We start from the raw sequence: 24,845 nt of genomic DNA on the forward strand, positions 1-24,845 counted from the left end.
TGATACTAATTATCATTAGCGTTGTTGTATGCTTTAATCCTGTCCCACAAAGCTATGAGTCGTTAATCCCGTTGGTCTATAAAGGATATGTTCATGAATTCTCGCCTGCTGTCCTGCTTCTCGCTTGCCTTGTTGTCTTCATCCCTTTTCCTTTCCACACAAGCGGTTGCCGCCGATAACAGCGAAGGTATCGTTGTTTATAACGCGCAGCACGAAAACCTGGTGAAGTCGTGGGTTGACGGTTTTACCAAAGACACCGGCATTAAGGTCACTCTGCGTAATGGTGATGACAGCGAACTGGGTAACCAGCTGGTTCAGGAAGGCAGCGCGTCCCCGGCAGACGTATTCCTGACGGAGAACTCGCCTTCAATGGTGCTGGTGGATAATGCCAACCTGTTTGCGCCGCTGGATGCAGACACCCTGAAGCAGGTACCGGCAGAATATCGTCCGGCGCACGGTCGCTGGATCGGCATTGCGGCACGCAGCACGGTATTCGTCTATAACCCGGCAAAACTCAGCGAACAGCAGCTGCCTAAGTCGCTGATGGATCTGGCAAAGCCTGAGTGGAAAGGCCGCTGGGCGGCATCACCGTCAGGCGCGGATTTCCAGGCCATCGTGAGCGCAATGCTGGCTCTGAAAGGCGAGAAGGCCACCCTGGAATGGCTCAAGGCGATGAAAGCCAATTTCGTTGCCTATAAAGGCAACAGCACGGTTATGAAAGCGGTCAATGCCGGTCAGATTGATGGCGGCGTGATTTATCACTACTACCGTTTTGTCGATCAGTCCAAAACCGGTGAAAACAGCAAAAACACCCAGCTCTACTACTTCAAACACCAGGATCCGGGCGCGTTTGTGAGCCTCTCTGGCGGTGGCGTGCTGGCGTCCAGCAAACACAAAGCGCAGGCGCAGGCCTTCATCAAATACATTACCGGTAAAGAAGGCCAGGAAAGCCTGCGTACCAACAATGCCTTTGAATACGCAGTGGGCGTGAACGCGGCCTCCAACCCGAAACTGGTCCCGCTGAAAGATCTTGATGCACCGAAAGTTGAACCCTCAACGCTCAACAGTAAAAAAGTTATCGAGCTGATGACGCAAGCCGGTCTGCTGTGATCCTGAGAGTGAAGTGAACGCCTTATGTCTGGTCTGAGTCTCGACATCGGAAAAAACAGAGTGCAGGAGCCTGCCCGCAAGCGTCCTGCACTGCCGATGGTTGCGTTAGCTGTTTTGTTTTCATTAATGGCGCTTCTGCCTTTGGGTTTTATCATTGCCATTGGCATTGAGACCGGCTGGGAAACCATTAAGGCGCTGGTGTTTCGCCCGCGTGTTGCAGAGCTGCTCAGCAACACGCTGTGGCTGACGGCTTTAGCGGTTCCGCTGTGTATCGTGACGGGCGTGGCGATAGCCTGGCTCACGGAGCGCACGCAGCTTGCCGGGCGAGGGATCTGGTCCGCACTGGCGGTCGCCCCGCTGGCGATCCCCGCGTTTGTGCAAAGCTATGCCTGGGTGAGCGCTGTCCCGTCTATGCATGGGCTCTCCGCGGGCGTGTTCCTTTCCGTTCTTGCCTACTATCCGTTTATCTATATGCCGGTTGCGGCGGTGCTGCGTCGCCTTGACCCGACGCTTGAAGATGTCGCCGCTTCGCTGGGTACGCCGCCGTGGCGGGTCTTTTTCCGCGTGGTGCTGCCCCAGCTCAAGCTGGCTATCTGCGGCGGCGCGCTGCTGGTGGCGCTGCACCTGCTGGCGGAATATGGCCTGTACGTGATGATCCGCTTTGATACCTTCACCACGGCAATTTATGACCAGTTCCAGTCTACCTTCAGCGGCCCGGCGGCGAACATGCTGGCGGGCGTGCTGGCCTTGTGCTGTCTGGCTATATTAATGCTGGAGGGCGTGACGCGCGGAAAAGCACGCTACGCGCGCATTGGCGCCGGGGCCGCGCGCGAGCAGAAACGCTGGCCGCTGAAGCCTGCGGCCGCCGCGCTGGGCCAGCTGTTTTTCATCATGCTGATCGTGCTGGCGTTGGGCGTGCCGTTAATTGTCCTGTGTCGCTGGATTTGGCTCGGCGGCGTGCAAAACTGGATGAGTGCCGATCTCTGGCACTCTCTGCGCCAGACGCTGATGCTCGGCGTGGGCGGTGCGCTTCTGACGACCGCGTGCGTGATCCCCATCGCGTGGCTGGGTATTCGCTATCCGCACCGCATCTTCCGGATGCTGGAAGGGTGCATCTATATCACCAGTTCGCTGCCGGGCATCGTCACGGCGCTGGCGCTGGTCACCGTCACCATTCATTACGCCCGTCCCATTTACCAGACGGAAATTACCCTGTTCCTGGCCTACCTGCTGATGTTTATGCCCCGCGCGCTCATCAACCTGCGGGCGGGGATTGCGCAGGCGCCGGTTGAGCTGGAAAACGTGGCGCGCAGCCTGGGCAGCACGCCCGCGAAGGCGCTCTGGAGCGTCACGATGCGGCTGGCCGCGCCGGGTGCGGCGGCGGGGGCCGCGCTGGTTTTCCTCGGCGTCAGCAACGAGTTGACCGCCACGCTGTTGCTCTCTCCGCTGGGTACGCGCACGCTCTCCACCGGATTCTGGGCGCTGACCAGTGAAATTGACTATGTTGCCGCCGCGCCTTACGCGATGCTAATGATCCTGATTTCACTCCCGCTGACCGCCATTCTCTATATGCAGTCGAAAAAAATTGCAGGGCTATGACATGCTTGAATTAACCGCCATTTCTAAATCGTTTTCTGATGTGCAGGTGCTCGACAGCCTAAATCTGAGCGTGGCGCCGGGGAGCCGGACGGCGATTGTCGGGCCGTCCGGGTCGGGGAAAACCACGCTGCTGCGTATTCTGGCCGGGTTCGAAACGCCTGACACCGGGCGCATTGTCATGCAGGGGAGAACGCTGTTTGATGAAAACAGTTTTGTTCCCGCCCACCTGCGCCGGATCGGTTTTGTGCCTCAGGAGGGCGCGCTATTCCCGCACCTCAACGTGGCAGACAACATCGCCTGGGGGCTGGACGGCACTCGCCACGAGAAGCGCCAGCGCGTTGAGGCGCTGATGGAGATGGTTTCTCTGGACAGGCAGCTCGCAACGCACTGGCCCCACGAGATTTCTGGCGGTCAGCAGCAGCGCGTGGCGCTTGCCCGGGCGCTGGCCCAGCGTCCTTCACTGATGCTGCTGGATGAACCATTCTCGGCTCTGGATACCGGCCTGCGCGCCATGACGCGTAAGGCAACGGCCGATCTGCTGGCCGAAGCGGGCGTGGCCTCGATTCTGGTCACCCACGATCAGAACGAAGCGTTGTCCTTTGCCACGCAGGTTGCCGTCATGCGCTCAGGGCGCTTCACGCAGGTCGGTACGCCTTATGAGGTTTACACCCGTCCGGTTGACGAAGAGACGGCGCTGTTTCTTGGCGATGCCGTGATCCTGCCTGCTCAGCTTGCGGCCGGGTATGCGGTGTGCGCGCTGGGCGAAGTGCCGACGGACAACGCGCGTGCGACAGGACAGGGCAGGGTAATGATGCGCCCTGAACAATTACGCGTGACGGCATGTGCAGCGCATGAAAGCCCGATCTCAATTCTCGACGTGGACTTCACCGGCCAGCTGTCAACGCTCACCCTGGGATTAGCCGGGCAGCAGCAGCCCGTAATTCTGAAGACCGTCAGCCAGCCTGGATGGACCCCGGGTGCGGCGGTACGCATTGATGTTGCAGGTATCGCGCGCGTTTTGTGATATTCACCGCCCCGAAACGGGGTGGTTGTTCCCCTCTTTTCTCGGCAAACCTCCTCATGAACGCGGTTACACTTGCTAACGCATAGATAATGCGTATAGTTCTCATTTGCATTGTGTTCAACATATTCTAAGGCCCGACAACGGGTCATTTTTGCGCGCACTTTAAAATGAGTTAACGATGAACAACACCATCATGCACAAAACGCTGCTGGCGCTCGCCGTTGGCGCGGCGACACATTCCGCCTTCGCGGCGGACAATCAAAAAGAGGACACCCTCGTTGTCCAGGCTAAACCTGCCAGCGATTTCAAACCCGGCGGCGACCAGCTGGTACCGGCCTTTCTTGACGGGCAGGTGGCGAACGGCGGGCGCATGGGAATGCTGGGCCAGCAGAACGCCATGGACGTGCCGTTCAACATCATCAGCTATACCTCGAAGCTGGTGGAAGATCAGCAGGCGAAAACCATTGCCGATGTCGTCGCGAACGACGCGGGCGTGCAGTTCGTTCAGGGGTACGGCAACAGCGCGGAAACCTACCGCATCCGCGGCCTGAAGTTCGACGGCGACGACATGACCTTTGGCGGGCTGTCCGGCGTGCTGCCGCGCCAGGTTGTGGATACCCAGATGGTTGACCGCATAGAGATCTTCAAAGGGGCCAACTCGCTGATGAACGGCGCGGCAAGCTCCGGCGTGGGTGGGATGATCAACCTTGAGCCCAAACACGCGGGGTCACTCCCGCAGGCGAAAGTCGGCGTCGACTACACCTCGGACTCCCAGATTGGCACTACGCTGGATGCGGGCCGTCGCTACGGCGACAGCGACGAGTTCGGCGCGCGCGTGAACCTGGTCCATCGCGAAGGGGAAACCGGCATACCGAATGACCGCCGCCGCACCACGCTGCTCTCTACCGGCCTGGATTACACAGGAGACCGCTTCCGCACCTCGCTGGATCTGGGCTATCAGAAGAAAACCTTCCACGGCAGCCCGACCAGCGTCAATATTTCCGCGGTGGATTTCGTGCCCGAGCCGCCGAAAAACGATCGCAACTTCTCGCAGAAGTGGGCCTACAGCAACATCGAAAACGAATTTGGGATGTGGCGCAGCGAGTACGACATCACCGACGGCTGGACGGCCTATACCGGTCTGGGTGCGCAGCACGCGCATGAGGAAGGCATCTACAGCGCGCCAAAGCTGGTGGATAAAAGCGGCAAGGCAACGGTCAGCCGCCTTGATACCAACCGCATCAGCGATTCCGTCAGCGGCATGGCGGGCGTTCGCGGTAACTTCAATACAGGCTTCGTCTCGCACAAGGTCAACGTCGGCTATTCAGCGATGACCAAAAACGAAAAAATCGCGTGGAAAATGTCGGCGACGAAGGATAACCCGACCACCAACATCTACCACAACACCGGCGTCGATATGCCGGACAGCACCAACCTGAACGGCTCTGGCGGGAAGTACAGCGATCCGCTGACCAGCGGGCGCACCCGTACCCAGGGCTGGCTGCTAAGCGATACGCTGGGCGTGCTGGACGACAGGCTGCTGTTCACCGCAGGCGCCCGCCATCAGAAAGTGGTCGTTCGCGGATATAACAAAGTTACCGGTGCGGAAAACGCGGCGGACGGCTTCGACGGTAGCCGCTGGATGCCCACCTACGGCGTGGTCTACAAGCCGTGGGAGGAACTCTCCCTCTATGCTAACCATACCGAAGCGCTGCAGCCGGGCAAAACCGCGCCAAATACCGCAACAAACTACGGCCAGAGTACCGGTATCGTTCACTCTAAGCAGAACGAAGTGGGCGTGAAGGCAGACTTCGGCCGCGTGGGCGGATCGCTTGCGCTGTTTGAAATTAAGATGCCGTCGGCGATCCTCGACGACAGCGGCCACTATGGCCTGGACGCCGAGCAGCGAAACCGTGGCGTGGAGCTGAACGTCTTCGGCGAGCCAGTGCTGGGGATGCGTCTGAACGCCAGCGCCACCTGGCTGCAGGCCGAGCTGACCAAAACCAAAAATGGCGTGAATCAGGGTAATGATGCCATTGGCGTGCCGAACTTCTATGCCGTGCTGGGCGCAGAGTATGACATCAAGCCGATTGACGGCCTCACCGCCACCGCCCGCGTGAACCACTCCGGCACGCAGTACGCTAACCTGGCGAACACCAAAAAGCTCGACAGCTATACGACGCTGGATCTGGGGATGCGCTATCGCTTCGCGGTGAACCACAATGAAAACCAGATGACGGTTCGTGCGGGCATCGACAACGTGACCAATGAAAACTACTGGGCCAGCGTGGACGATTCCGGTACCTATATCACGCAGGGCGAACCGCGCACCTTTAAGGTCTCGGTTGGCTACGAATTCTAAGCGTTCCATCTCGTTATCCGGGGCAGGGATGCCCCAATCCCTTGCTACCTCCAGCATGAAGTGTTAAAACGTGCCCCTTCTAAAAAAGAGACAGGGGTAGGACGTGAAAGACGCGTCATCCGCTTCAGGCCATGGTAGCGCTGAAGCCTCGTCGGATCAGAATCCGACGCTGCAACGTGGTTTGCAAAATCGACATATTCAGTTAATTGCCCTTGGCGGCGCGATCGGTACCGGGCTGTTTCTCGGCATCGGCCCCGCTATTCAGATGGCTGGCCCGGCGGTGCTGCTGGGTTACGGTATCGCCGGGATTATCGCCTTCCTGATCATGCGCCAGCTTGGCGAGATGGTTGTTGAAGAGCCGGTTTCAGGCTCCTTCGCGCACTTTGCTTATAAATACTGGGGCCCGTTTGCAGGCTTCCTGTCCGGCTGGAACTACTGGGTGATGTTCGTGCTGGTGGGGATGGCGGAGCTGACCGCCGCAGGCATTTACATGCAGTACTGGCTGCCGGATGTCCCGACGTGGATCTGGGCGGCCGCCTTCTTCATCATTATTAATGCCGTTAACCTCGTCAACGTGCGCCTGTATGGCGAAACCGAGTTTTGGTTTGCGCTGATCAAGGTGCTGGCGATTATCGGGATGATCGGCTTTGGCCTGTGGCTGCTGTTCTCCGGCCACGGCGGCGAGCGCGCCACGATCGACAACCTGTGGCAGCACGGCGGCTTCCTCGCCACCGGCTGGAAAGGGCTGATTCTCTCCCTGGCAGTGATCATGTTCTCCTTCGGTGGATTAGAGCTGATTGGCATTACCGCCGCGGAAGCGCGCGACCCGCATAAAAGCATTCCAAAAGCGGTCAACCAGGTGGTGTACCGGATCCTGCTGTTCTACATCGGCTCGCTGGTGGTGCTGCTGGCGCTCTATCCGTGGGTGGAAGTGAAGTCCGACAGCAGCCCGTTCGTGATGATTTTCCACGATCTGAACAGCAACGTGGTGGCCTCGGCGCTGAACTTCGTCATTCTGGTGGCGTCGCTGTCTGTCTATAACAGCGGCGTTTACTCCAACAGCCGTATGCTGTTTGGCCTCTCCGTTCAGGGCAACGCACCGCGCTTCTTAACCCGCGTCAGCCGTCGCGGCGTGCCGGTGAACTCATTATTACTTTCTGGTGCCATTACGTCGCTGGTGGTGCTGATCAACTATCTCCTGCCGAAAGAGGCCTTTGGCCTGCTGATGGCGCTGGTTGTTGCCACGCTGCTGCTGAACTGGATTATGATTTGCCTGGCGCACCTGCGCTTTCGCGCCGCGATGCGCCGCAAGGGACGCGAGACGCAGTTCAAAGCGCTGCTTTACCCGGCGGGGAACTACATCTGTATCGCTTTCCTGGGGCTGATTCTGGTGCTGATGTGCACCATGGATGAGATGCGTCTTTCGGCGATGCTGCTGCCGGTGTGGGTTATCTTCCTGTTTGTGGCGTTTAAGCTTTCCCGCAAAAAGTAGCGCGTTTTTCTCCATCTCCCTGTGGGAGAGAGCCGGAGTGAGGGCACCAGACTGCATCTGCCTTCACGCCCGGCGGCGCAAGCTGATTATCTGGCGATAACGCCCGCCAGGGAGCGAATATCGTTCCCTGTCGGAGACTGGTGAATACGCAGCCCAAATTCTTCCACCACCGCGAAAATATGGTCGAAGATGTCGGCCTGAATCTCCTCATATTCTGCCCAGATCACCGTGTTGGTGAAGGCATATATTTCAATCGGCAAACCATTCGCGTCAGGCGCTAGCTGGCGCACCATCAGCGTCATATCTTTGCGAATGCGCGGGTGGTTGCGCAGATATTCGTTCAGGTAGGCGCGGAAGGTACCAATATTGGTCATCTTGCGCAGGTTTAATACCGATTCCCCTTCACCGTTCTGCTGATTCCACAGATTAATTTCCTCATGTCGCGCGGCCAGATAGGGCTTCAGCAGCTTCGCCTGAATAAGTTTCTGCTGTTCCTGCTCGTCGAGAAAATGAATGCTGGTGGTATCAATGTTCAGGCTGCGCTTAATGCGTCGCCCGCCGGAGGCCGACATGCCGCTCCAGTTGATAAAGGCGTCGGAGACCAGCGCCCACGTCGGAATGGTCGTAATTGTATTATCGAAATTGCGCACCTTAACAGTGGTCAGACCGATGTCCGTCACCGTGCCGTTGGCACCGTATTTCGGCATCTCCAGCCAGTCGCCGAGCTTGAGCATGTCGTTGGCGGAAAGCTGAATACCCGCCACAAGTCCGAGTATCGGGTCTTTAAACACCAGCATCAGGACGGCAGCCATAGCGCCCAGACCGCTTATCAGAATCGCCGGAGACTGGCCGATGAGCAGGGAGATAATCAATATCCCCACCAGGATGGCACTCACCAGCTTGATGCCCTGGAAGATCCCCTTCAGCGGCAGCTGTGATGCGGTGGCCATTTTCTGCGACAGATTAAAAATCACGTCCAGCAGCGAGAAGAAGGAGAGCAGGGCATACACCATGACCCACAACTTTGCGCATGTCGTGAGAATTTCCGCCGCTTCGCTGCCCTTTTGCAGCCACAGTACCGCCTGGACGTTGACGATTATCCCCTGAAGGGTGAAGGCCAGACGGTGAAATAATTTATTCTGGGTAATGATCTGCAGCCATAAATGGCTGCTGGCCTGCGCGCGTTTTTCGAAAGCGCGAAGCACCCCTTTGTGCAGAATAAAATGAACGATGATGGCGGTAAGAAAAATAATACCAAAGATAATCACTAAAGAGGTGGTCTGATTAATTTCAATGCCTAACTCTTCAACCTGAGCAATTAATTCCTGCATAACGTCTCCTGTATTGATGCAGCCCCATAATGGCGGCTGCGGATCTATTATGCAAATTCACGGGCTTATTTGGTGGCCTGGCAGACCTTCACCACCGGCAGGCACAGTCTATGGCGGATGCGCAGCGTTGCCAGGGCAAGCACCACCATCATCGCCGTTTCCACCATCAGGAAGACGTTCACCGCCTGGGTGTAATCCCCGTGATGGTTCTGCAGCGCGTGCAGCAAAATCGCGCCGAAAATGGCCGGGCCAAGCCCCAGCGCGGCCTGCTGCAGCGTGCTGAGAATGGCGCTCGCGGCCCCCGCGTCGTCAGGCTGAATATCGCGCATCCCGATGCGGTAGAAGCTGTTCACAATCAGCGCCTGCCCGTAGCCGACCAGCCCGGTCGCGGGCGCCAGCGTCAGGGCGGTATTCTCCGTTCCCCAGACGCGGAACGTGGCGATCAGCGCCAGCAGGCCGGCAATCTGGATCGTCAGACCCGTCAGCAGAATGGTACTGGTGCTGTAGCGAGCAATCAGACGCGGTGCGAACCACGCAGAGATAAAATACGTCACCCCAAGGGCGATAAAACTGTTTCCGGACTGCCACGGCGCCATCCCCAGACCGGTTTGCATGGTCAGCGCCATACAGAACATAAACCCGGACCAGACGCTGAAAAAGAGCATCGCGATCAGAATGCCAAAGCGAACGCTGCGAAGCTGCAGCAGGCGCGGCGGGATCAGCGGGTGGGCATTCTCACGCTCCTTTTTGCGCGCATTCAGCGCCGTCAGCCAGCCCAAAGGAATAATGGCGAGAAGCATAACCTTCAGCGGCCACGACCAGTGCCACTGGGGGCCGAGCGCCATCGGGAACAGCAGGCAGCAAAGAATGATCGCCAGCAGCAGGGTTCCGGTCCAGTCGATGCGTGACGGCGTCTCGCGACGCGTTTCGGGTACGAAACGGCGGCTCAGCGCCAGCACCACCAGACAGATCGGCACGTTGATGAAGAAGGCGTTACGCCAGCCCAGCCCGGCGATATCCGCCGACACCAGCCAGCCGCCGCCCATTTGCCCGACGATAAACGCAATCCCACCGATGCCGCCAAACAGGCTGATGGCCTTAGCGTGCGCCGTACCTTTCAGCGTCACGTGCAGGGTGGCAAGAATTTGCGGCACGATCAGTGCGGCTCCCGCCCCCTGAACGATGCGCGCGGCCAGCAGCTGTTCAATGTTCCCCGCCATCCCGCACAGCAGCGAGGCCAGGCCAAAGCTCGCCACACCCCACATGAACAGACGCCGACGGCCAAGGTTATCCCCGAGCTTGCTGCCGAGCGCGAGGCAGACGGCAAAGGCCACGCCATAAAGCGCGACGATGAGCTCCAGTTCGGTGGCGGTCGCGTGCAGCGAATGGGTGATGGCGTCCAGCGCCACGTTGGTGATTGAGGTATCAATCATCGGCAGCATCTGGCCGGTTAGCAGCAATATCAGGCCAGCGCGGCCCGGTGAAACAACTGACGTATTCATGGTAACTCCATTGCGTCATTCAACAGATGGTCGTAGCATCAACCATCTAATAAACGGGTACCAGTTCTTGCTTATACTGGTACTGGTACTACCATGCAGGGGGATTTATGGCCTTGATGTCTGAACCCGTCGTCTCTCTTCAGGATGACACCCGAAAACAGCTGGGGGCATTTCTACGCGCACGACGAGAAAGCCTCGATCCGCAGCGTCTCGGCCTGCCGCGCAGCGGTCGTCGCCGCACGCCGGGTCTGCGCCGGGAAGAGGTGGCGATGCTCGCGGACGTGGGCGTGACCTGGTACACCTGGCTTGAGCAGGGCAGGGACGTTAATCCGTCCAGCACGGTGATGGCCGCTGTGGCAAAAGCGCTGCAGTGCACCCCTACCGAGGCCCGACACCTGTTTCTGTTAGCGGGTTTACCGCCGGGCGAAGCGCCGCAGGCGGTCTGCTGCGAGGGCATCAGCGAGGGCACGCGTCGCCTGCTGGATACGCTAATGCCAAAACCCGCCAGCATTCAGAAGCCCAACTTCGATATCGTGGCGTGGAACGACAGCTTCGGGCACCTGATGGGCGTCGACTTCAATGAAATTCCCCCGGAAGACCGCAACTGTATTTACCTATTCCTCACCCATCCGGCGTGGCGAGCGCGTCTCGGCAGACGCGACGATGTGCTGCCGATTTTCGTCTCGTACTTCCGCGCGGCGATGGCCGAACACCGGGGAGACCCGCTCTGGGAAGCGAAGCTGGCGCGTTTTTTTGCGGTGTCTGAAGAGTTCAAAACCCTGTGGCACCAGCGCAACGACGTGCGCGGCGTGGAGAACCAGCTCAAGCTGTTTACCCATCCCGAACTGGGAGATTTTACGCTGCAGCAGATGTACTGGTACTCTGCGCCGCGAAACGGCTCGCGGCTGCTGGTGTATCTGCCGGTGGATGAAGCCGGAGAGAGGGCGATGGCGTGGCTGGCGGAGCAGGGGAAATAAGTATTTTGCGAGGGGCTTTCAGAGAGTAAGAGCCGAGTCTGCTGAATGGATGAAACAGGTGTAAGTTGGGGTTTAACGTAAACCCCTCGAATGAATCGACATCATTTCGATGGGGTGTTAAGTCGTCTATACTCACGCCATGAGAAACCACCATGTCGCCACTGATGATTGATCCCGCAGATTTCAGCCAAAAATTAGGCCTTATCTCACGAAACGTCGAACATACTGAAGCGTTTCTTGCGCGAGGCACGGTGGATTTTCACCTGCCCGGATTTATGCTGCCTGTGGGATATCGCCTGTTAAAATCGCGTTACGGCGATGAATATCGTCTCGTGACTACCGACGACGGAAAACCTTATACGGCGTATGCCGTTAAGTTGACGTTTCATAAAGAAATTACTTTTCCCCACGGGGCTGCGACACAGGTTATGGTCTGGCGTACGCCACGCGCGGTTCATCAGCGTGTCATCAGTGGTTTACCACAATCCTTCTTCCAGTGGGTGCTAAGCGAATACGACATTGTGGTTTCTGACAGCGAGCAAACCGGAGACGGGCAGCGGTTTTGGTTACGTATGATCGACTGGGCGTTCAGTATGAATTATCAGATAAGCGTGGCGAACGGTACGGTAGGCGAAGAGTGGCACTTAACACCGGTGAGTTCATACGCCGAGCTGGAAGAGCGCTGGATTGCGTTTGCCTGGAGATACGATCGCGATGTCCATCCACATCGCAGGTTAGTCATCAGTAAAGCGTAACGGGCCGCATTGCGCGGCCCGTTTTGTTCAGCACTCGGTTACAATCGTGCTCAGCGGCAGGCGAGACTTCGGCAGCGTGGCGTTGAAATCTTCCACGCTGTGGTGCCCAACCGGTACCACCACCAGGCTGGTAAAGCCTTTCTCTTTCAGGCCAAATTCTTCGTCGAGAATGGCGGCGTCGAAACCTTCAATCGGTACCGCGTCCAGACCCATCGCGCCTACGCCCAGCAGGAAGTTACCGACGTTCAGGTAAACCTGCTTCGCCATCCACTGGTCGTCATCTTTCAGATCCACGCGGTGCATATCGGCGAAATAGGTGCGGCCCTTGTGGTTTGCGGCTTTGGCTTCCGGCGTGTTGAAGCGACCGTCGGCCTCTTCCTGATCGACAACGCGTTCCAGCCAGGCGTCATCCATCGCGGTTTTCGCGCAGAACACCACCACGTGAGAAGCATCCAGCATTTTGCGTTCGTTGAACACGTAGGTACCCGCGGCAGATTTCGCCACGCGCGCTTTACCTTCCTCGGTGCTGGCCACAATGAAGTGCCACGGCTGGGAGTTGGTGCTGGACGGGCTGTACTGCAGCAGGGTTTTGATTTTTTCCGCTTCTTCCGCGGTCAGTTTTTTGCTTGCGTCGAACGCCTTGGTAGAGTGACGTTTCAGGGCGACAGAAATGATATCCATAACAACTCCTGGTGATGAAATTCGCCCGCTCTCGGGCGCGAAAGTAATGCAGATTACAGCGGGACGCGGAAAAAGATAAGTGCAATTCGAGCGCTTAATCTGTTCGTCTCAGACGAACAATCAGACCGGCCGGATCCACTTCTGGTCTTTTTTCGGCAGCTTATCGACCACCAGATTCCACGAATCCGCGATCAGGTCGGCGACCAGTTCAGGCGTGATGTCGTCAGTGCCGTAAAGCGAAATCCAGTGTTTTTTATTAAGGTGATAGCCCGGCTCAACGCCGCGATAAATTTGCTGATTTAACAGGGATTTTTCTGGGTCTGACTTCAGGCTGACGTGCGGTCGTCCGCGTACGGTGGCCATCAGCATAAAAATTTTCCCGCCCACCTTAAACACGTCGTACTCGGGGCCGAACGGCCAGCAGTGTTCGGTGAACGGCAGCTCCAGCGCCACGCGTTTTGCATGCTCCTGCAATGCTTTACTGTCCATCGTTCTCTTCCTGGGCAAGCCCGCGCCACATCACCTCGAAGCCGAGCGCTTTAAAGTCAACGGCGCGGGAAGGGTCGCGAGTGGCAAATTCCATCGTAGATTCGGCCAGCGATAAGAAAAGCGCATCGCCAAACGTTTTAAATTCATCTGACATAAACACCTGACGCACCGAGCGGCGGCACAGCTCATGGAGTTCCGGGAACATCTCTTTCACCGCCTGTTCCGTTTCGGCGCTCAGCTTTTCACTGACGCCGATCTGGCGGATCGCCGCATGAGCAACGGGGTTACGAATCCCCCAGTCCACATAGCTGTTCCAGATATTGCGGGTATGTTCTTTTGGCAGCGTAATGGTGCGATCGAGGTTTGCCAGCATGGTCTGGCAGAGATCCTGCTTCAGATGGAGATAAAGGGCATTCAGCAGATCGTCTTTGGTAGCAAAGTAGCGGAACAGGGTGCCTTCGGCGACACCCGCCTTGCGGGCAATTAACGCCGTTGAGGCGGCAATACCTGACTGTGCAAACGCCACCGTTGCGGCTTCCAGTAAGGCCTGTTTTTTATCTTCACTCTTCGGACGTGCCACTAAATTTTTCCCCCTGTCAATTATAAAAACCCTGATTGAAACACGTGCTTTGACACGCTGCAACGCGGAATGTCAAAGATCGAAAACGTCTTGACGACTTTATCATCATATCTATAATGAGTGCTTACTCACTCATAATCAAGTTTACCCCGCGCAAACTATCGGATGGGGCGCGTTTTCGGGTCTGGATATGAAAAAACCTCTCTTCATCTGCGTGGTGTTAATCATGATCATAGCTTCAGCTGCGAGTTTACCGTTTGTTCTGAATGCCGGATTCGGCCAGCCACCGCAGGGTGAGCAGCTAACTGAAGTGGAGGCCTCTCCCCAGTATCGCGACGGGAAATTCCACAATACGCTGCCGACGCCGGGCTTTAACGGCGACAAAAATATGCTGGTCGCGACGTGGGATTTTCTGACCAAAAAAACCGAAAACGCGCGACCGGCCCAGCCGCTGCCGCTGGTGAAAACCGATCTTGCGAGCCTGCCGCTGGAGCAGGACACCCTGGTGTGGCTAGGCCACTCCTCGTGGTACCTGCAGCTCGCGGGCAAACGCATCCTGATCGACCCGGTGCTCGGCAACTACGCCGCGCCGTTCTCGTTCCTCAATAAAGCCTTTGCCGGGGAGTACCCGTGGCGCGCTGAAAGCATGCCGGACATCGACCTGCTGATTATCTCGCACGATCACTACGATCATCTGGATTACGCCACCATCAGAGCGCTACTGCCGAAGGTAAAGCACGTGGTGACCCCGCTGGGCGTGGGATCCCACCTGCGCTACTGGGGGATGAAGCCTGAGATTATTGACGAGCGCGACTGGAACCAGTCGGTGCGCATCAGCGATGAACTGACGGTGCACGTTCTGCCGGCGCGCCACTTCTCCGGACGCGGCATCAAGCGCGATCGCACCTTGTGGGGCAGCTTTATGTTCGTCACGCCGGAGCAGAAGGTGTATTACAGCGGGGATTCCGGTTACGGCCCGCACTTTAAGGCCATCGGCGAACAGTTTGGCGAGGTGGATTTAGCCATCATGGAAAACGGCCAGTACGACCAGGACTGGAAGTACATTCACATGCTGCCGGAGGAAACGGCGCAGGCCTCGGCGGATCTCAACGCGAAAGCCGTGGTGCCGGGGCACAACGGACGCTTTGTGCTGGCGAAACACGCCTGGAACGATCCGCTGATCCAGCTGGCGCGCGCCAGCAAGGACAAAAATTATCGGCTGCTGACGCCGAAACTGGGTGAGCCCGTGCGGGTGAGTGATACCACTCAGGCATTTCGCGAGTGGTGGGAATAATGTTTAAGCGAGAAGCAGAGGGGGACAGCAGTATGACTATTTCCGCTCAAGTCATCGACACTATCGTCGAATGGATCGACGACAATCTGCACCAGCCATTACGTATAGAAGAGATTGCCCGCCACGCGGGTTACTCGAAATGGCACCTGCAGCGGCTGTTTATGCAGTACAAAGGGGAGAGCCTGGGGCGCTATATCCGTGAACGCAAGCTGCTGCTGGCGGCGCGCGATCTGCGTGAATCCGACGCCCGGGTGTACGACATCTGCCTGCGTTACGGGTTTGACTCGCAGCAGACGTTTACCCGTATCTTCACGCGTACGTTCAACCAGCCGCCTGGCGCGTACCGCAAGGAGAACCACAGTCGGACGCATTGAACGTAAACCAAAACAAGCCGGGTCAGGCGAAGCCGCCACCCGGCTTTTTTTATGGGCTTACGACGCCAGTGAAAACCAGCGTCGCCAGACGAAACGCAGCACGAAGAATTCGATGGCACCCAGCAGTAAAAACCACACGCAGAACAGAATGGTATAGAGCTGGTTAAGATCGACCATGTGAAAGGTCTGAACCAGCTTCTGCGCCAGCACCAGGCCCAGCGACGGCGCGGGTAACAGCAGGCAGGAGAGCAGGGCCAGCAATAAAATGCCGCCTGCCGTAAGCAGCGATTCTAACGGGTGTTTCATCGTAATGTTAATCGTCAGTTAAAAATGTCATTGTCCGGCATCCCGGAACGTAAAGCAATATAAACCCGCCCATCCGATTTCAGAAAAATAAACGCCGTTATCTGCGCATTAATCGTAGAAATAAAATAATATTCTGCAGGCAATTAAATTAATATCGTGTTGTGTCAATAAATGTCTGCGTTACGAAAATAATTTTACAAATGTATAGGTGCTATAACCAATTAACGTAGCAATAACAATGGCTACGATAATGTATAACGCCAGGCGACGCCCGCGATAAATACCAAACATGGATCCTCCTCGTTTAGATTTGGTTTAGAAATATTTTGTAAAAATTGGCTCATCAAAATAGTTTTAAGCAGTTTTGAATAACCGAGAAGTCATTATATTGCGGTAGATCAATTTTACCCGCAAGACTTTAAAATGAATTTATTTATGCCCGAAAGGAATTCAGGCTTCTTTTCACCGGATATTGAAGGAAAAATACGATGACCGAGAAAAAATTATCTCCAAACGTGCCGCCTTCCGGCGGGCTGGCATATCAGCAGACCACAGAGCAGGTGCTTGCTCACATGAAGAGCCAGGCCAGTGGTCTGGACCGTGCAGAGGCGCAGGCGCGTCTGCAAAAACATGGCCCCAATGCGCTGCCGGAGAAAAAAGGCAAGCCTGCCTGGCTGCGTTTTTTGGCCCATTTTAATGATGTCCTGATTTATGTCCTGCTGGCCGCCGCCGTATTAACGGCAATCATGGGCCACTGGGTTGATACGCTGGTTATTCTGGGCGTGGCGGTAATCAATGCTTTAATTGGCCATATTCAGGAAAGCAACGCGGAAAAATCCCTGAAGAGTATTCGCAATATGCTCTCCAGCGAGGCGCGCGTTATTCGTAACGGCAACCACGAAACGATACCCACAACTGAAATAGTCCCGGGCGATATTATTGTTTTACGCGCGGGAGATCGTATTCCGGCGGATATGCGTTTAATTGAAGCGCATAATCTACGCGTGGAAGAGGCAATTCTGACCGGTGAATCCACCGTGGTGGATAAACACGTTAATCCGCTGAGCGGTGAACTGCCGCTGGGCGACCGCACCAATATGGCCTTCTCCGGGACGACCGTAAGCGCGGGCGGCGGCGTCGGCGTGGTCACTGCCACCGGTCAGGATACGGAACTCGGCCATATTAACCAGATGATGGCGGGCATCGAAAAGCACCGCACGCCGCTGCTGGTGCAGATGGACAAGCTGGGTAAAGCGATCTTCGCCATTATTCTGGCGATGATGGCCGCGCTGTTTGTCTTCAGCCTGGCGTTCCGCGAGATCCCGATGGGCGAGCTGCTGCTCTCCCTGATTAGCCTGGCGGTGGCGTCCGTACCGGAAGGTCTGCCGGCGATTATCTCCATCATACTCTCCCTGGGCGTGCAGGCGATGGCGCGCAAGCGGGCGATTATTCGCAAGCTGCCTACGGTTGAAACCCTGGGCGCGATGACCGTGGTCTGCTCGGATAAAACCGGCACCCTGACCATGAACGAGATGACGGTTAAAGCCATCATCACCGCCGACGCCTGCTACCGCGTGGACGGCAACAGCTACGAGCCGGTGGGCAACCTCTACCTGGAAGGCAGCGACGAGCCGGTCCACATACAGCCGGGCACCGTGCTGGAGCAGTACCTGCGCACCATCGACCTGTGTAACGACAGCCAGCTGATTCAGGACGAGCACGGCCTGTGGGGCATCACCGGTGGCCCGACCGAGGGCGCACTGAAGGTGCTGGCGGCGAAGGCCAGCCTTGAGCCGGTCATGACCACGCTGGTTAACAAGATCCCGTTCGACTCGCAGTACAAGTACATGAGCACCCACTACCAGATTGGCGGTGAGGAGCAGATCCTGATCACCGGCGCGCCGGACGTCCTCTTCGCTCTGTGCGCCGAGCAGCAGACCCGCAACGGTGCGGAAGCCTTCAACCGCGCGTACTGGGAAAGCGAGATGGAGCGCTATGCGCGTCAGGGGCTGCGCATGGTCGCCGCGGCGTTTAAACCGGCGAACGGTGAGCAGGAACTGACGCACGACGACCTGAGCCACGGCCTGATCTTCCTCGGTATCGCCGGGATGATGGATCCGCCGCGTCCGGAAGCCATTGACGCGATTAACGCCTGCCAGCAGGCGGGGATCCGCGTGAAGATGATCACCGGGGATCACCCGCAGACGGCGATGAGCATCGGTCAGATGCTGGGGATCACCAACAGCGAGCAGGCGGTCACCGGCTACGAGCTGGAGAAGATGGACGACGCCGCGCTGGCGGAAGCGGCGGTGAAGTATGACATCTTCGCCCGTACCAGCCCGGAGCATAAGCTGCGCCTGGTGAAAGCGCTGCAGGACAAAGGCGAAATCGTCGGCATGACCGGTGACGGCGTGAACGATGCCCCGGCGCTGCGTCAGGCTGACGTCGGCATCGCGATGGGCATCAAGGGCACGGAAGTGACCAAAGAGGCGGCGGACATGGTCCTGACGGACGATAACTTCGCCACCATTGCCAGCGCGGTGAAAGAGGGGCGTCGCGTTTACGACAACCTGAAGAAGACCATCCTGTTCATCATGCCGACCAACCTCGCGCAGGGGCTGCTGATTGTGATTGCGCTGCTGGCGGGGAACATCATTCCGCTGACGCCGGTGCTGATCCTGTGGATGAACATGGCCACCTCCGCCACGCTCTCCTTCGGCCTGGCCTTCGAAGCCGCCGAGCGCAATATCATGCGCCGTCCGCCGCGTCAGACCGGGCAGCACGTGATGGACGCCTACGCCGTGTGGCGCGTGGCCTTCGTCGGCACCATGATTGCCATCGCCGCCTTTGCGCTGGAAGCCTGGCTGGCCCCGCGCGGCCACAGCGCGGAGTTCATCCGCACCGTGCTGCTGCAGATGCTGGTCTGCGCCCAGTGGGTGTACATGATTAACTGCCGCAACACCGAAGGGTTCTCCCTGAACCGCGGCCTGCTGGCGAACAAAGGGATCTGGCTGGTGACGGGCGTGCTGTTCCTGCTCCAGGCGGCGATTATCTACCTGCCGTTTATGCAGATGCTGTTCGGCACCGAAGCGCTGCCGCTGCGCTACTGGTTTGTGACTCTGGCGGTGGCGGGCGTGATGTTCTTCGTCGTCGAAATCGAGAAGCGACTGACCCGCAGGTTCCGTAAGACTGCATAACCTTTTGCCCTCACCCTAACCCTCTCCCACGGGAAGAGGGGACTCTGACCTCCCTCTCCCTGTGGGAGAGGGCCGGGGTGAGGGCAACAACCCTGAGGTACTCCTATGAAGCTCCCACTCCTGTTCGCACTTCTCGCCTGTACCCTGCAACCCGTATTCGCTGCCGCCATTCCCGTTCGCGTCGCCACCGTGGAGCAGACCGCCCACGCCTCCGAGCGCCAGATCCCGGGCCGCATCGAAGCTATCCACACCGTTGAGCTGCGCGCGCGTACGGAAGGCGTCATCACCAAAATCAACTTTCGCGACGGGCAGTACGTGAAGAAAGGCGACGTGCTGTTTGAGCTCGACGACGCCGAGCCGCGCGCCGCCCTGCGGCTGGCGCAGGCCGAAGTGAGAAGCGCCGAAGCCACGCTGCGCCAGGCACAGCAGCAGCTTTCCCGCTTTGAAAGCCTGGGCAGCAGCAACGCCATCAGCCGTCACGACGTGGACAACGCCCGCATGCAAAGGGACGTGGCGAGCGCCGCGCTGGAGCAGGCCAAAGCCCGGCTCGAAACCCGTAATGTCACCCTGAACTACACCCGCATCACCTCGCCGATTGACGGTCGCGTAGGACACAGCCGGTTCCACGTCGGCAGCCTGGTCAACCCTGCCAGCGGCGTGCTGGTGGAGGTCGTACAGCTTGACCCCATCCGCATCGCCTTTGCGCTGGAAGAGGGTGCGTTTGCCACCAAAGCCGGACAGCATGCGGATATCAACGCCATGAAGCAGGCCTGGCAGGCGTTAATTGACAGCAACGGCCAGCGCGTCAGCGGAGAGCTTACCTCGGTGGACAACCGTATCGATCCGCGCACCGCCAGCGTGATGCTGCGCGCCGAGTTTACCAACCCGCGTCACCAACTGCTGCCCGGGGGCAACGTGAATGTCATTCTGCGCCCAGCCAGCGAGCAGCCCGCGCTAACTCTGCCTGTCGCCGCGGTCCAGCAGAACGGCGACGGGTTCTTTGCCTGGGTGGTTAACGCCGACGGCAAGGCAGAAATGCGCCCGCTCAAGATCGACGGACAGATCGGACAGCAGTTCCGGATTACCTCCGGGGTGAAGAACGGTGAGCGAGCAATCACTGACGGCGCGCAGCGCGTGCAGCCGGGCGCTGCCGTCCAGATACTGAATTAAGGAGCCATCATGCTGACGTTTTTCATCAAACGCCCGCGCTTCGCGATGGTGATTGCGCTGGTCATTACCCTGCTGGGGGCCATCGCGCTGAGGATTATCCCGGTGGAGCAGTATCCGCAGATTACGCCGCCGGTGGTGAATGTTTCTGCCAGCTGGCCGGGCGCCAGTTCGGCCGACGTGGCGGAGGCCATCGCCACGCCGCTGGAGACCCAGCTGAACGGCGTGGATCACATGCTCTACATGGAGTCCACCAGCTCGGATGAAGGCTCGTACAGCCTGAACATCACCTTCGCGGCGGGCACCGATCCGGACCTCGCCGCCATCGACGTGCAGAACCGCGTGGCGCAGGCCGTGGCGCAGCTGCCGACCGAGGCGCAGCAAAACGGCGTGCAGGTGCGCAAGCGTGCCACCAACCTGATGATGGGGGTAAGTCTTTACTCACCGGACAACACCCACACGCCGCTGTTCGTCAGCAACTACGCCAGCACCCAGGTGCGCGAGGCGCTGTCCCGCCTGCCGGGCGTCGGGCAGGTTCAGATGTTTGGCGCGCGCGACTACAGCATGCGCATCTGGCTGCGTCCGGACCGCATGAACGCCCTGAACGTCACCACCGACGACGTGGCGCAGGCGCTGCGCGAGCAGAACGTGCAGGGGGCGGCAGGCCAGGTCGGCACGCCGCCGGTGTTTAACGGCCAGCAGCAGACCCTGACCATCAACGGCCTGGGGCGCTTAAGCCAGGCTGAAGACTTTGCCGACATCATCATCCGCGCGGGCGAGATGGGCCAGCTGGTGCGCCTGAAGGACGTCGCCACCATCGAGCTCGGCTCGCGCAGCTACAGCTCCGGCGCGCAGCTGAACGGGCACGACTCCGCCTATCTCGGCATCTACCCGACGCCGTCCGCCAACGCCCTGCGCGTGGCCGACGCGGTGCGCGCGGAGCTGGATCGCCTCTCGACGCGCTTCCCGGACGACCTGGTCTACGAGGTGAAATTCGACACCACCTCCTTTGTGGCCGCCACCATTAAGGAGATCGGCGTCTCGCTGGCGCTGACGATGCTGGCGGTGGTGGTCGTGGTGTCCCTGTTCCTGCAAAGCTGGCGCGCGACGCTGATTGTCGCGCTCGCCATTCCGGTATCCCTGGTGGGCACCTTCGCGGTGCTCTACACGCTGGGCTACTCCGCCAACACGCTCAGCCTGTTCGCCATTATTCTGGCGCTGACCATGGTGGTGGATGACGCCATCGTGGTGGTGGAGAGCGTCGAAACGCTGATGGCGGAAGGGCAGAGCCGCACGGCGGCGACCGCGCTGGCGCTGCGCCAGATCGCCGGTCCGGTCATCGCCACGACGCTGGTGCTGCTGGCGGTGTTTGTGCCGGTGGCGCTCCTGCCGGGAATTGTCGGCGAGCTGTACCGTCAGTTTGCGGTGACGCTCTCGACGGCCGTCACGCTCTCAAGCCTGGTGGCGCTGACCCTGACTCCCGCCCTGTGCGCGATGCTGCTGCGTCCGCGCCCGGCACAGCCCGCGGCGATTTTCCGTGGGTTCAACCGGGGGCTGGAGGCCACGCGTGGCGTCTACACCCGCATCGTGACTATCTTCAACCTTCGCCCGTGGCTGGCGCTGCTGGCCACCGCAGGCGCGGCGGCCGTGGTGGCGTTCAGCTTTACGTCGATGCCTAAAGGCTTCCTGCCGCAGGAGGATCAGGGCTACTTCTTTGCCAGCGTTCAGCTGCCGGAGGCGGCCTCGCTGGAGCGCACCGAAGCGGTGATGACCACGGCACGCGAACTCATCGCTAAAAATCCGGCGGTGGAGGACGTGATTCAGGTCTCCGGGTTTAACATTCTCAACGGCACCAGCGCCTCCAACGGCGGGTTTATCTCCATCATGCTGAAGGACTGGAGCGAGCGTCCGCCGCTGGATGAGGTGATGGGCACCCTGCAGCGCCAGCTGCTGGCCCTGCCGGAAGCGACCATCATGACGTTCGCGCCGCCGACGCTGCCGGGGCTGGGCAACGCCTCCGGCTTCGACCTGCGCATCCAGGCGCAGGCGGGGCAGAGCCCGGCGGAGCTGGAGCGCGTGACGCGTGAGGTGCTGGCGAAAGCCAACCAGCACCCGCAGCTGAGCCGCGTGTTCACCACCTGGAGCAGCAACGTGCCGCAGCTGACGCTGACCGTTGACCGCGAGCGCGCCGCGCGTCTCGACGTGCCGGTGTCGCGCATCTTCAGCAGCCTGCAGACCGCCTTTGGCGGCACGCGCGCCGGGGATTTCAGCGTCAATAACCGCGTCTACCACGTGGTGATGCAGAACGAGATGCAGTGGCGCGAGCGCGCCGGGCAAATCAGCGAGCTATTCGTGCGCAGCAACAGCGGCGAGCGGGTGCGCCTGAGCAACCTGGTCACCATTACGCCGAGCGTCGGCGCGCCGTTCCTGCAGCAGTACAACCAGTTCCCGTCGGTGTCGGTGAGCGGCTCGGCGGCGGAAGGGGTGAGCAGCAGCACCGCGATGGCGGCGATGGGCGAGATCCTGGCGGAGAATTTGCCTGCCGGGTACGACTACGCCTGGAGCGGCATATCGTATCAGGAGCAGCAGACCGGCAATCAGGCGATATGGATTGTGCTGGCGGCGGTGGTGATGGCGTGGCTGTTCCTCGTCGCCCAGTACGAGAGCTGGACGCTCCCGGCGAGCGTGATGCTCTCGGTGCTGTTCGCCATCGGCGGAGCGCTGGTCTGGCTGTGGATGGCGGGCTACGCCAACGACGTGTACGTGCAGATTGGTCTGGTGCTATTGATAGCCCTTGCCGCCAAGAACGCAATTCTTATCGTGGAGTTCGCCCGCGCGCGGCGCATGGACGGGATGGCGATTGTCGATGCGGCAAGGGAAGGGGCCTCGCGCCGCTTCCGCGCGGTGATGATGACCGCCGTGTCGTTCATTATCGGCGTCCTGCCGATGATGCTGGCGACCGGGGCGGGTGCCCAGAGCCGCCGCATCATCGGCACCACGGTCTTCAGCGGCATGCTGGTGGCGACCGTCGTGGGGATCCTCTTTATCCCGGCGCTGTTCGTACTGTTTCAGCGCCTGCGCGAGTGGGGCCACGGGCTTACGGACTCGTCGCCCACAGCTCGCAGTGCTTCTGAACCAGAGAAATAAGCGAGCCGCCGTCGGCGATAAACTCCCGCATGCGCTGCGCCTCGCTCTTGCCCTGCTTTAACAGCAGGGCAATTTCATTGACTGCGCTCGTCGCGCCGAGCTTCTCGGCCGACGGCGCAACCTGCTCCAGCAGCCACGCAATGTCTTCCGCCACGGTTTTGTGCTCGCCGGTGTGCACGTCCGTCAGAATCCCCTCCAGACCGTAGCGACACGCCTGAAAGCGGTTAAAGCGGTACAGCAGAAAATCTTTTTCCTGGTGCTTATACGGCCGTGCGGTCAGCAGCCAGTGGGACGTCGCCTGGATCAGCCCGGCGATGTTAATCGCGTGGCCGAGCGTCAGCGGCGTATCCATCACCCGCACCTCCACGGTACCGAAGTGCGGGCTGGGGCGGATGTCCCAGTGCAGATCCTTAATGCTGTCGATCATGCTGGTGGAACTCAGGCGGCGGAACAGCCCCTCGAATTCCTGCCAGCTGTTGACCCACGGCATCTGGCCGTTATCCGGGAACCCCGAGAAAATGTTGAGCCGCGACGAGGAGAACTTCGTGTCCGTACCCTGCATATACGGCGAGGCTGCCGCCAGGGCGATAAAGTGCGGCACGAAGCGCGACAGGCCGTGCAGCAGGTAAATCGCGTCGTCCCCGGTCCGGCAGCCGACGTGCACGTGTTGGCCAAATACCGTCGCCTGCAAAATCAGGTAGCCAAAGCGCTCCAGCGTGACGTTATAGCGCTCGTCGTCGCACACCTCCTGACGCTGCCACTTCTGGAACGGGTGCGTCCCGCCGCCGCAGATCTGGATATGCTGCTCCGCCGCCGCGCGCAGGATGCTCTGCTGCATCACCGAGAACTGCGCCGCCGCCTGGTCGATGTTCTGGCATACGCCGGTGGCGATTTCGAGCATGCTTTCGGTGATGTCGTGTTTGACTTCGCCGCCTTTAATGTCGTCTTTGACGGCGGCGATGAGCGCGGAGGAGTCCTGGCTCAGATCGTAGCCCGGCGGGTTAACCACCTGCAGTTCGAGTTCGATGCCGAGGGTGAAAGGTTCAGAGGACTTAAAATCGGGTAAAGGCATGGCGCACTCCGTTGTCTGTTGTGTGTTGAGTATAGACAACGACGTGGCGCTCACTTTTCAGAGTGGTATAACTGTTAGCAGGCTTAGCGAAAAGGGGAATTAACCATGTCTGACAATCCAGTGATTGCGCTGATTGGGCCTGGCGCAATTGGGACCACCATTGCCGCGGTGTTGCATGACGCGGGCCGTACGCCGCTATTGTGCGGACGCACCGCGCACGCGGAATTACGCCTGCGCCACGACGAGGGGGAAACGGTGGTGCCCGGTCCGGTATTAACCGATCCGGCCGTCATCACGCGCCCCGTCGATCTGGTTTTTGTGGCGGTAAAAACGACGCAAAATCCCGACAGCGCCGGGTGGCTGCGGGCCCTGTGCGATGAAAACAC

General features: G+C 59.1%; 20 protein-coding genes. 13 read left to right on the forward strand and 7 right to left on the reverse strand.

Annotation, left to right across the window (positions count from 1 at the left end; all coding sequences use genetic code 11):
- The first annotated feature begins 93 nt into the window (after nt 1–93).
- The 5 genes from NUX24_RS15695 to pheP all read left to right on the forward strand — a co-directional run bounded on the left by NUX24_RS15695 (nt 94) and on the right by pheP (nt 7,587).
- Nucleotides 94–1,110: an iron ABC transporter substrate-binding protein gene (locus NUX24_RS15695; protein WP_257832682.1), complete on the forward strand. Its 1,017-nt coding sequence runs from the start codon at nt 94–96 to the stop codon at nt 1,108–1,110.
- A 24-nt stretch (nt 1,111–1,134) separates the two neighbouring features.
- A complete protein-coding gene (locus NUX24_RS15700; protein WP_257832684.1) occupies nt 1,135–2,709 on the forward strand; it encodes an iron ABC transporter permease in 1,575 nt (524 codons plus the stop codon).
- A 1-nt stretch (nt 2,710) separates the two neighbouring features.
- The gene (locus NUX24_RS15705; protein WP_257832686.1) at nt 2,711–3,733 is read left to right on the forward strand and encodes an ABC transporter ATP-binding protein; all 1,023 of its coding nucleotides are present in this window, start codon (nt 2,711–2,713) and stop codon (nt 3,731–3,733) included.
- A gap of 178 nt (nt 3,734–3,911) precedes the next feature.
- The gene (locus tag NUX24_RS15710) at nt 3,912–6,095 is read left to right on the forward strand and encodes a TonB-dependent siderophore receptor (protein ID WP_257832687.1); all 2,184 of its coding nucleotides are present in this window, start codon (nt 3,912–3,914) and stop codon (nt 6,093–6,095) included.
- Nucleotides 6,096–6,198: 103 nt separating this feature from the next.
- On the forward strand, nt 6,199–7,587 hold the full coding sequence (pheP, locus tag NUX24_RS15715; protein WP_047650497.1) for a phenylalanine transporter: 1,389 nt from the start codon (nt 6,199–6,201) through the stop codon (nt 7,585–7,587).
- 86 nt (nt 7,588–7,673) lie between these two features.
- Here pheP and NUX24_RS15720 read toward each other — a convergent pair whose 3' ends face one another.
- Together NUX24_RS15720 and NUX24_RS15725 are read right to left on the reverse strand one after the other, a co-directional pair.
- Nucleotides 7,674–8,918 (reverse strand): mechanosensitive ion channel family protein, encoded by a 1,245-nt coding sequence (locus NUX24_RS15720; RefSeq protein WP_257832690.1) that lies wholly within the window; start codon nt 8,916–8,918, stop codon nt 7,674–7,676.
- A 65-nt stretch (nt 8,919–8,983) separates the two neighbouring features.
- On the reverse strand, nt 8,984–10,420 hold the full coding sequence (locus NUX24_RS15725) for an MFS transporter (RefSeq protein ID WP_257832692.1): 1,437 nt from the start codon (nt 10,418–10,420) through the stop codon (nt 8,984–8,986).
- A 107-nt stretch (nt 10,421–10,527) separates the two neighbouring features.
- Here NUX24_RS15725 and NUX24_RS15730 point away from each other — a divergent pair, with 107 nt between their 5' ends.
- Both NUX24_RS15730 and NUX24_RS15735 read left to right on the forward strand, forming a co-directional pair.
- On the forward strand, nt 10,528–11,397 hold the full coding sequence (locus tag NUX24_RS15730) for a helix-turn-helix transcriptional regulator (protein WP_257832694.1): 870 nt from the start codon (nt 10,528–10,530) through the stop codon (nt 11,395–11,397).
- A 152-nt stretch (nt 11,398–11,549) separates the two neighbouring features.
- On the forward strand, nt 11,550–12,152 hold the full coding sequence (locus NUX24_RS15735) for a hypothetical protein (protein WP_214576159.1): 603 nt from the start codon (nt 11,550–11,552) through the stop codon (nt 12,150–12,152).
- 27 nt (nt 12,153–12,179) lie between these two features.
- On the opposite strand, the gene nfsB is transcribed toward NUX24_RS15735, so the two are convergent.
- The 3 genes from nfsB to NUX24_RS15750 form a co-directional block, all read right to left on the reverse strand.
- Nucleotides 12,180–12,833, reverse strand: a complete 654-nt coding sequence (nfsB, locus tag NUX24_RS15740) for an oxygen-insensitive NAD(P)H nitroreductase (protein WP_024906901.1) — start codon at nt 12,831–12,833, stop codon at nt 12,180–12,182.
- A 120-nt stretch (nt 12,834–12,953) separates the two neighbouring features.
- Nucleotides 12,954–13,322, reverse strand: a complete 369-nt coding sequence (locus tag NUX24_RS15745; protein ID WP_023310662.1) for an MmcQ/YjbR family DNA-binding protein — start codon at nt 13,320–13,322, stop codon at nt 12,954–12,956.
- Complete coding sequence (locus NUX24_RS15750) at nt 13,312–13,902, reverse strand: TetR/AcrR family transcriptional regulator (RefSeq protein WP_047650501.1); 591 nt, start codon at nt 13,900–13,902, stop codon at nt 13,312–13,314. The genes NUX24_RS15745 and NUX24_RS15750 overlap by 11 nt, the downstream gene beginning before the upstream one ends.
- Nucleotides 13,903–14,092: 190 nt before the next feature.
- On the opposite strand from NUX24_RS15750, the gene NUX24_RS15755 reads away from it, so the two are divergent.
- Together NUX24_RS15755 and NUX24_RS15760 are read left to right on the forward strand one after the other, a co-directional pair.
- The gene (locus tag NUX24_RS15755; RefSeq protein ID WP_257832698.1) at nt 14,093–15,196 is read left to right on the forward strand and encodes an MBL fold metallo-hydrolase; all 1,104 of its coding nucleotides are present in this window, start codon (nt 14,093–14,095) and stop codon (nt 15,194–15,196) included.
- Between the two features lie 32 nt (nt 15,197–15,228).
- Complete coding sequence (locus tag NUX24_RS15760; protein WP_047650664.1) at nt 15,229–15,570, forward strand: RamA family antibiotic efflux transcriptional regulator; 342 nt, start codon at nt 15,229–15,231, stop codon at nt 15,568–15,570.
- A 57-nt stretch (nt 15,571–15,627) separates the two neighbouring features.
- Here NUX24_RS15760 and NUX24_RS15765 read toward each other — a convergent pair whose 3' ends face one another.
- Nucleotides 15,628–15,876: a DUF1158 domain-containing protein gene (locus NUX24_RS15765; RefSeq protein ID WP_013097677.1), complete on the reverse strand. Its 249-nt coding sequence runs from the start codon at nt 15,874–15,876 to the stop codon at nt 15,628–15,630.
- Between the two features lie 488 nt (nt 15,877–16,364).
- On the opposite strand from NUX24_RS15765, the gene NUX24_RS15770 reads away from it, so the two are divergent.
- From NUX24_RS15770 to NUX24_RS15780, 3 genes are all read left to right on the forward strand, one after another.
- A complete protein-coding gene (locus tag NUX24_RS15770) occupies nt 16,365–19,073 on the forward strand; it encodes a cation-transporting P-type ATPase (RefSeq protein WP_257832702.1) in 2,709 nt (902 codons plus the stop codon).
- 105 nt (nt 19,074–19,178) lie between these two features.
- Complete coding sequence (locus NUX24_RS15775; RefSeq protein WP_257832704.1) at nt 19,179–20,243, forward strand: efflux RND transporter periplasmic adaptor subunit; 1,065 nt, start codon at nt 19,179–19,181, stop codon at nt 20,241–20,243.
- Between the two features lie 9 nt (nt 20,244–20,252).
- Complete coding sequence (locus tag NUX24_RS15780; protein ID WP_257832706.1) at nt 20,253–23,387, forward strand: efflux RND transporter permease subunit; 3,135 nt, start codon at nt 20,253–20,255, stop codon at nt 23,385–23,387.
- On the opposite strand, the gene NUX24_RS15785 is transcribed toward NUX24_RS15780, so the two are convergent.
- Nucleotides 23,338–24,459, reverse strand: coding sequence for a YbdK family carboxylate-amine ligase (locus NUX24_RS15785; RefSeq protein WP_063440685.1), 1,122 nt, complete (start codon nt 24,457–24,459; stop codon nt 23,338–23,340). The two genes, NUX24_RS15780 and NUX24_RS15785, sit on opposite strands and share 50 nt — an antisense overlap.
- A 105-nt stretch (nt 24,460–24,564) precedes the next feature.
- Between NUX24_RS15785 and NUX24_RS15790 the strand changes: the two genes are divergently transcribed.
- Nucleotides 24,565–24,845, forward strand: a 281-nt coding sequence (locus tag NUX24_RS15790) for a 2-dehydropantoate 2-reductase N-terminal domain-containing protein (RefSeq protein ID WP_308280946.1), incomplete at its 3' end; no start/stop codon positions are given.

This window comes from Enterobacter sp. HG048 (genome assembly GCF_024702055.1).
Lineage (GTDB): Bacteria > Pseudomonadota > Gammaproteobacteria > Enterobacterales > Enterobacteriaceae > Enterobacter > Enterobacter dykesii.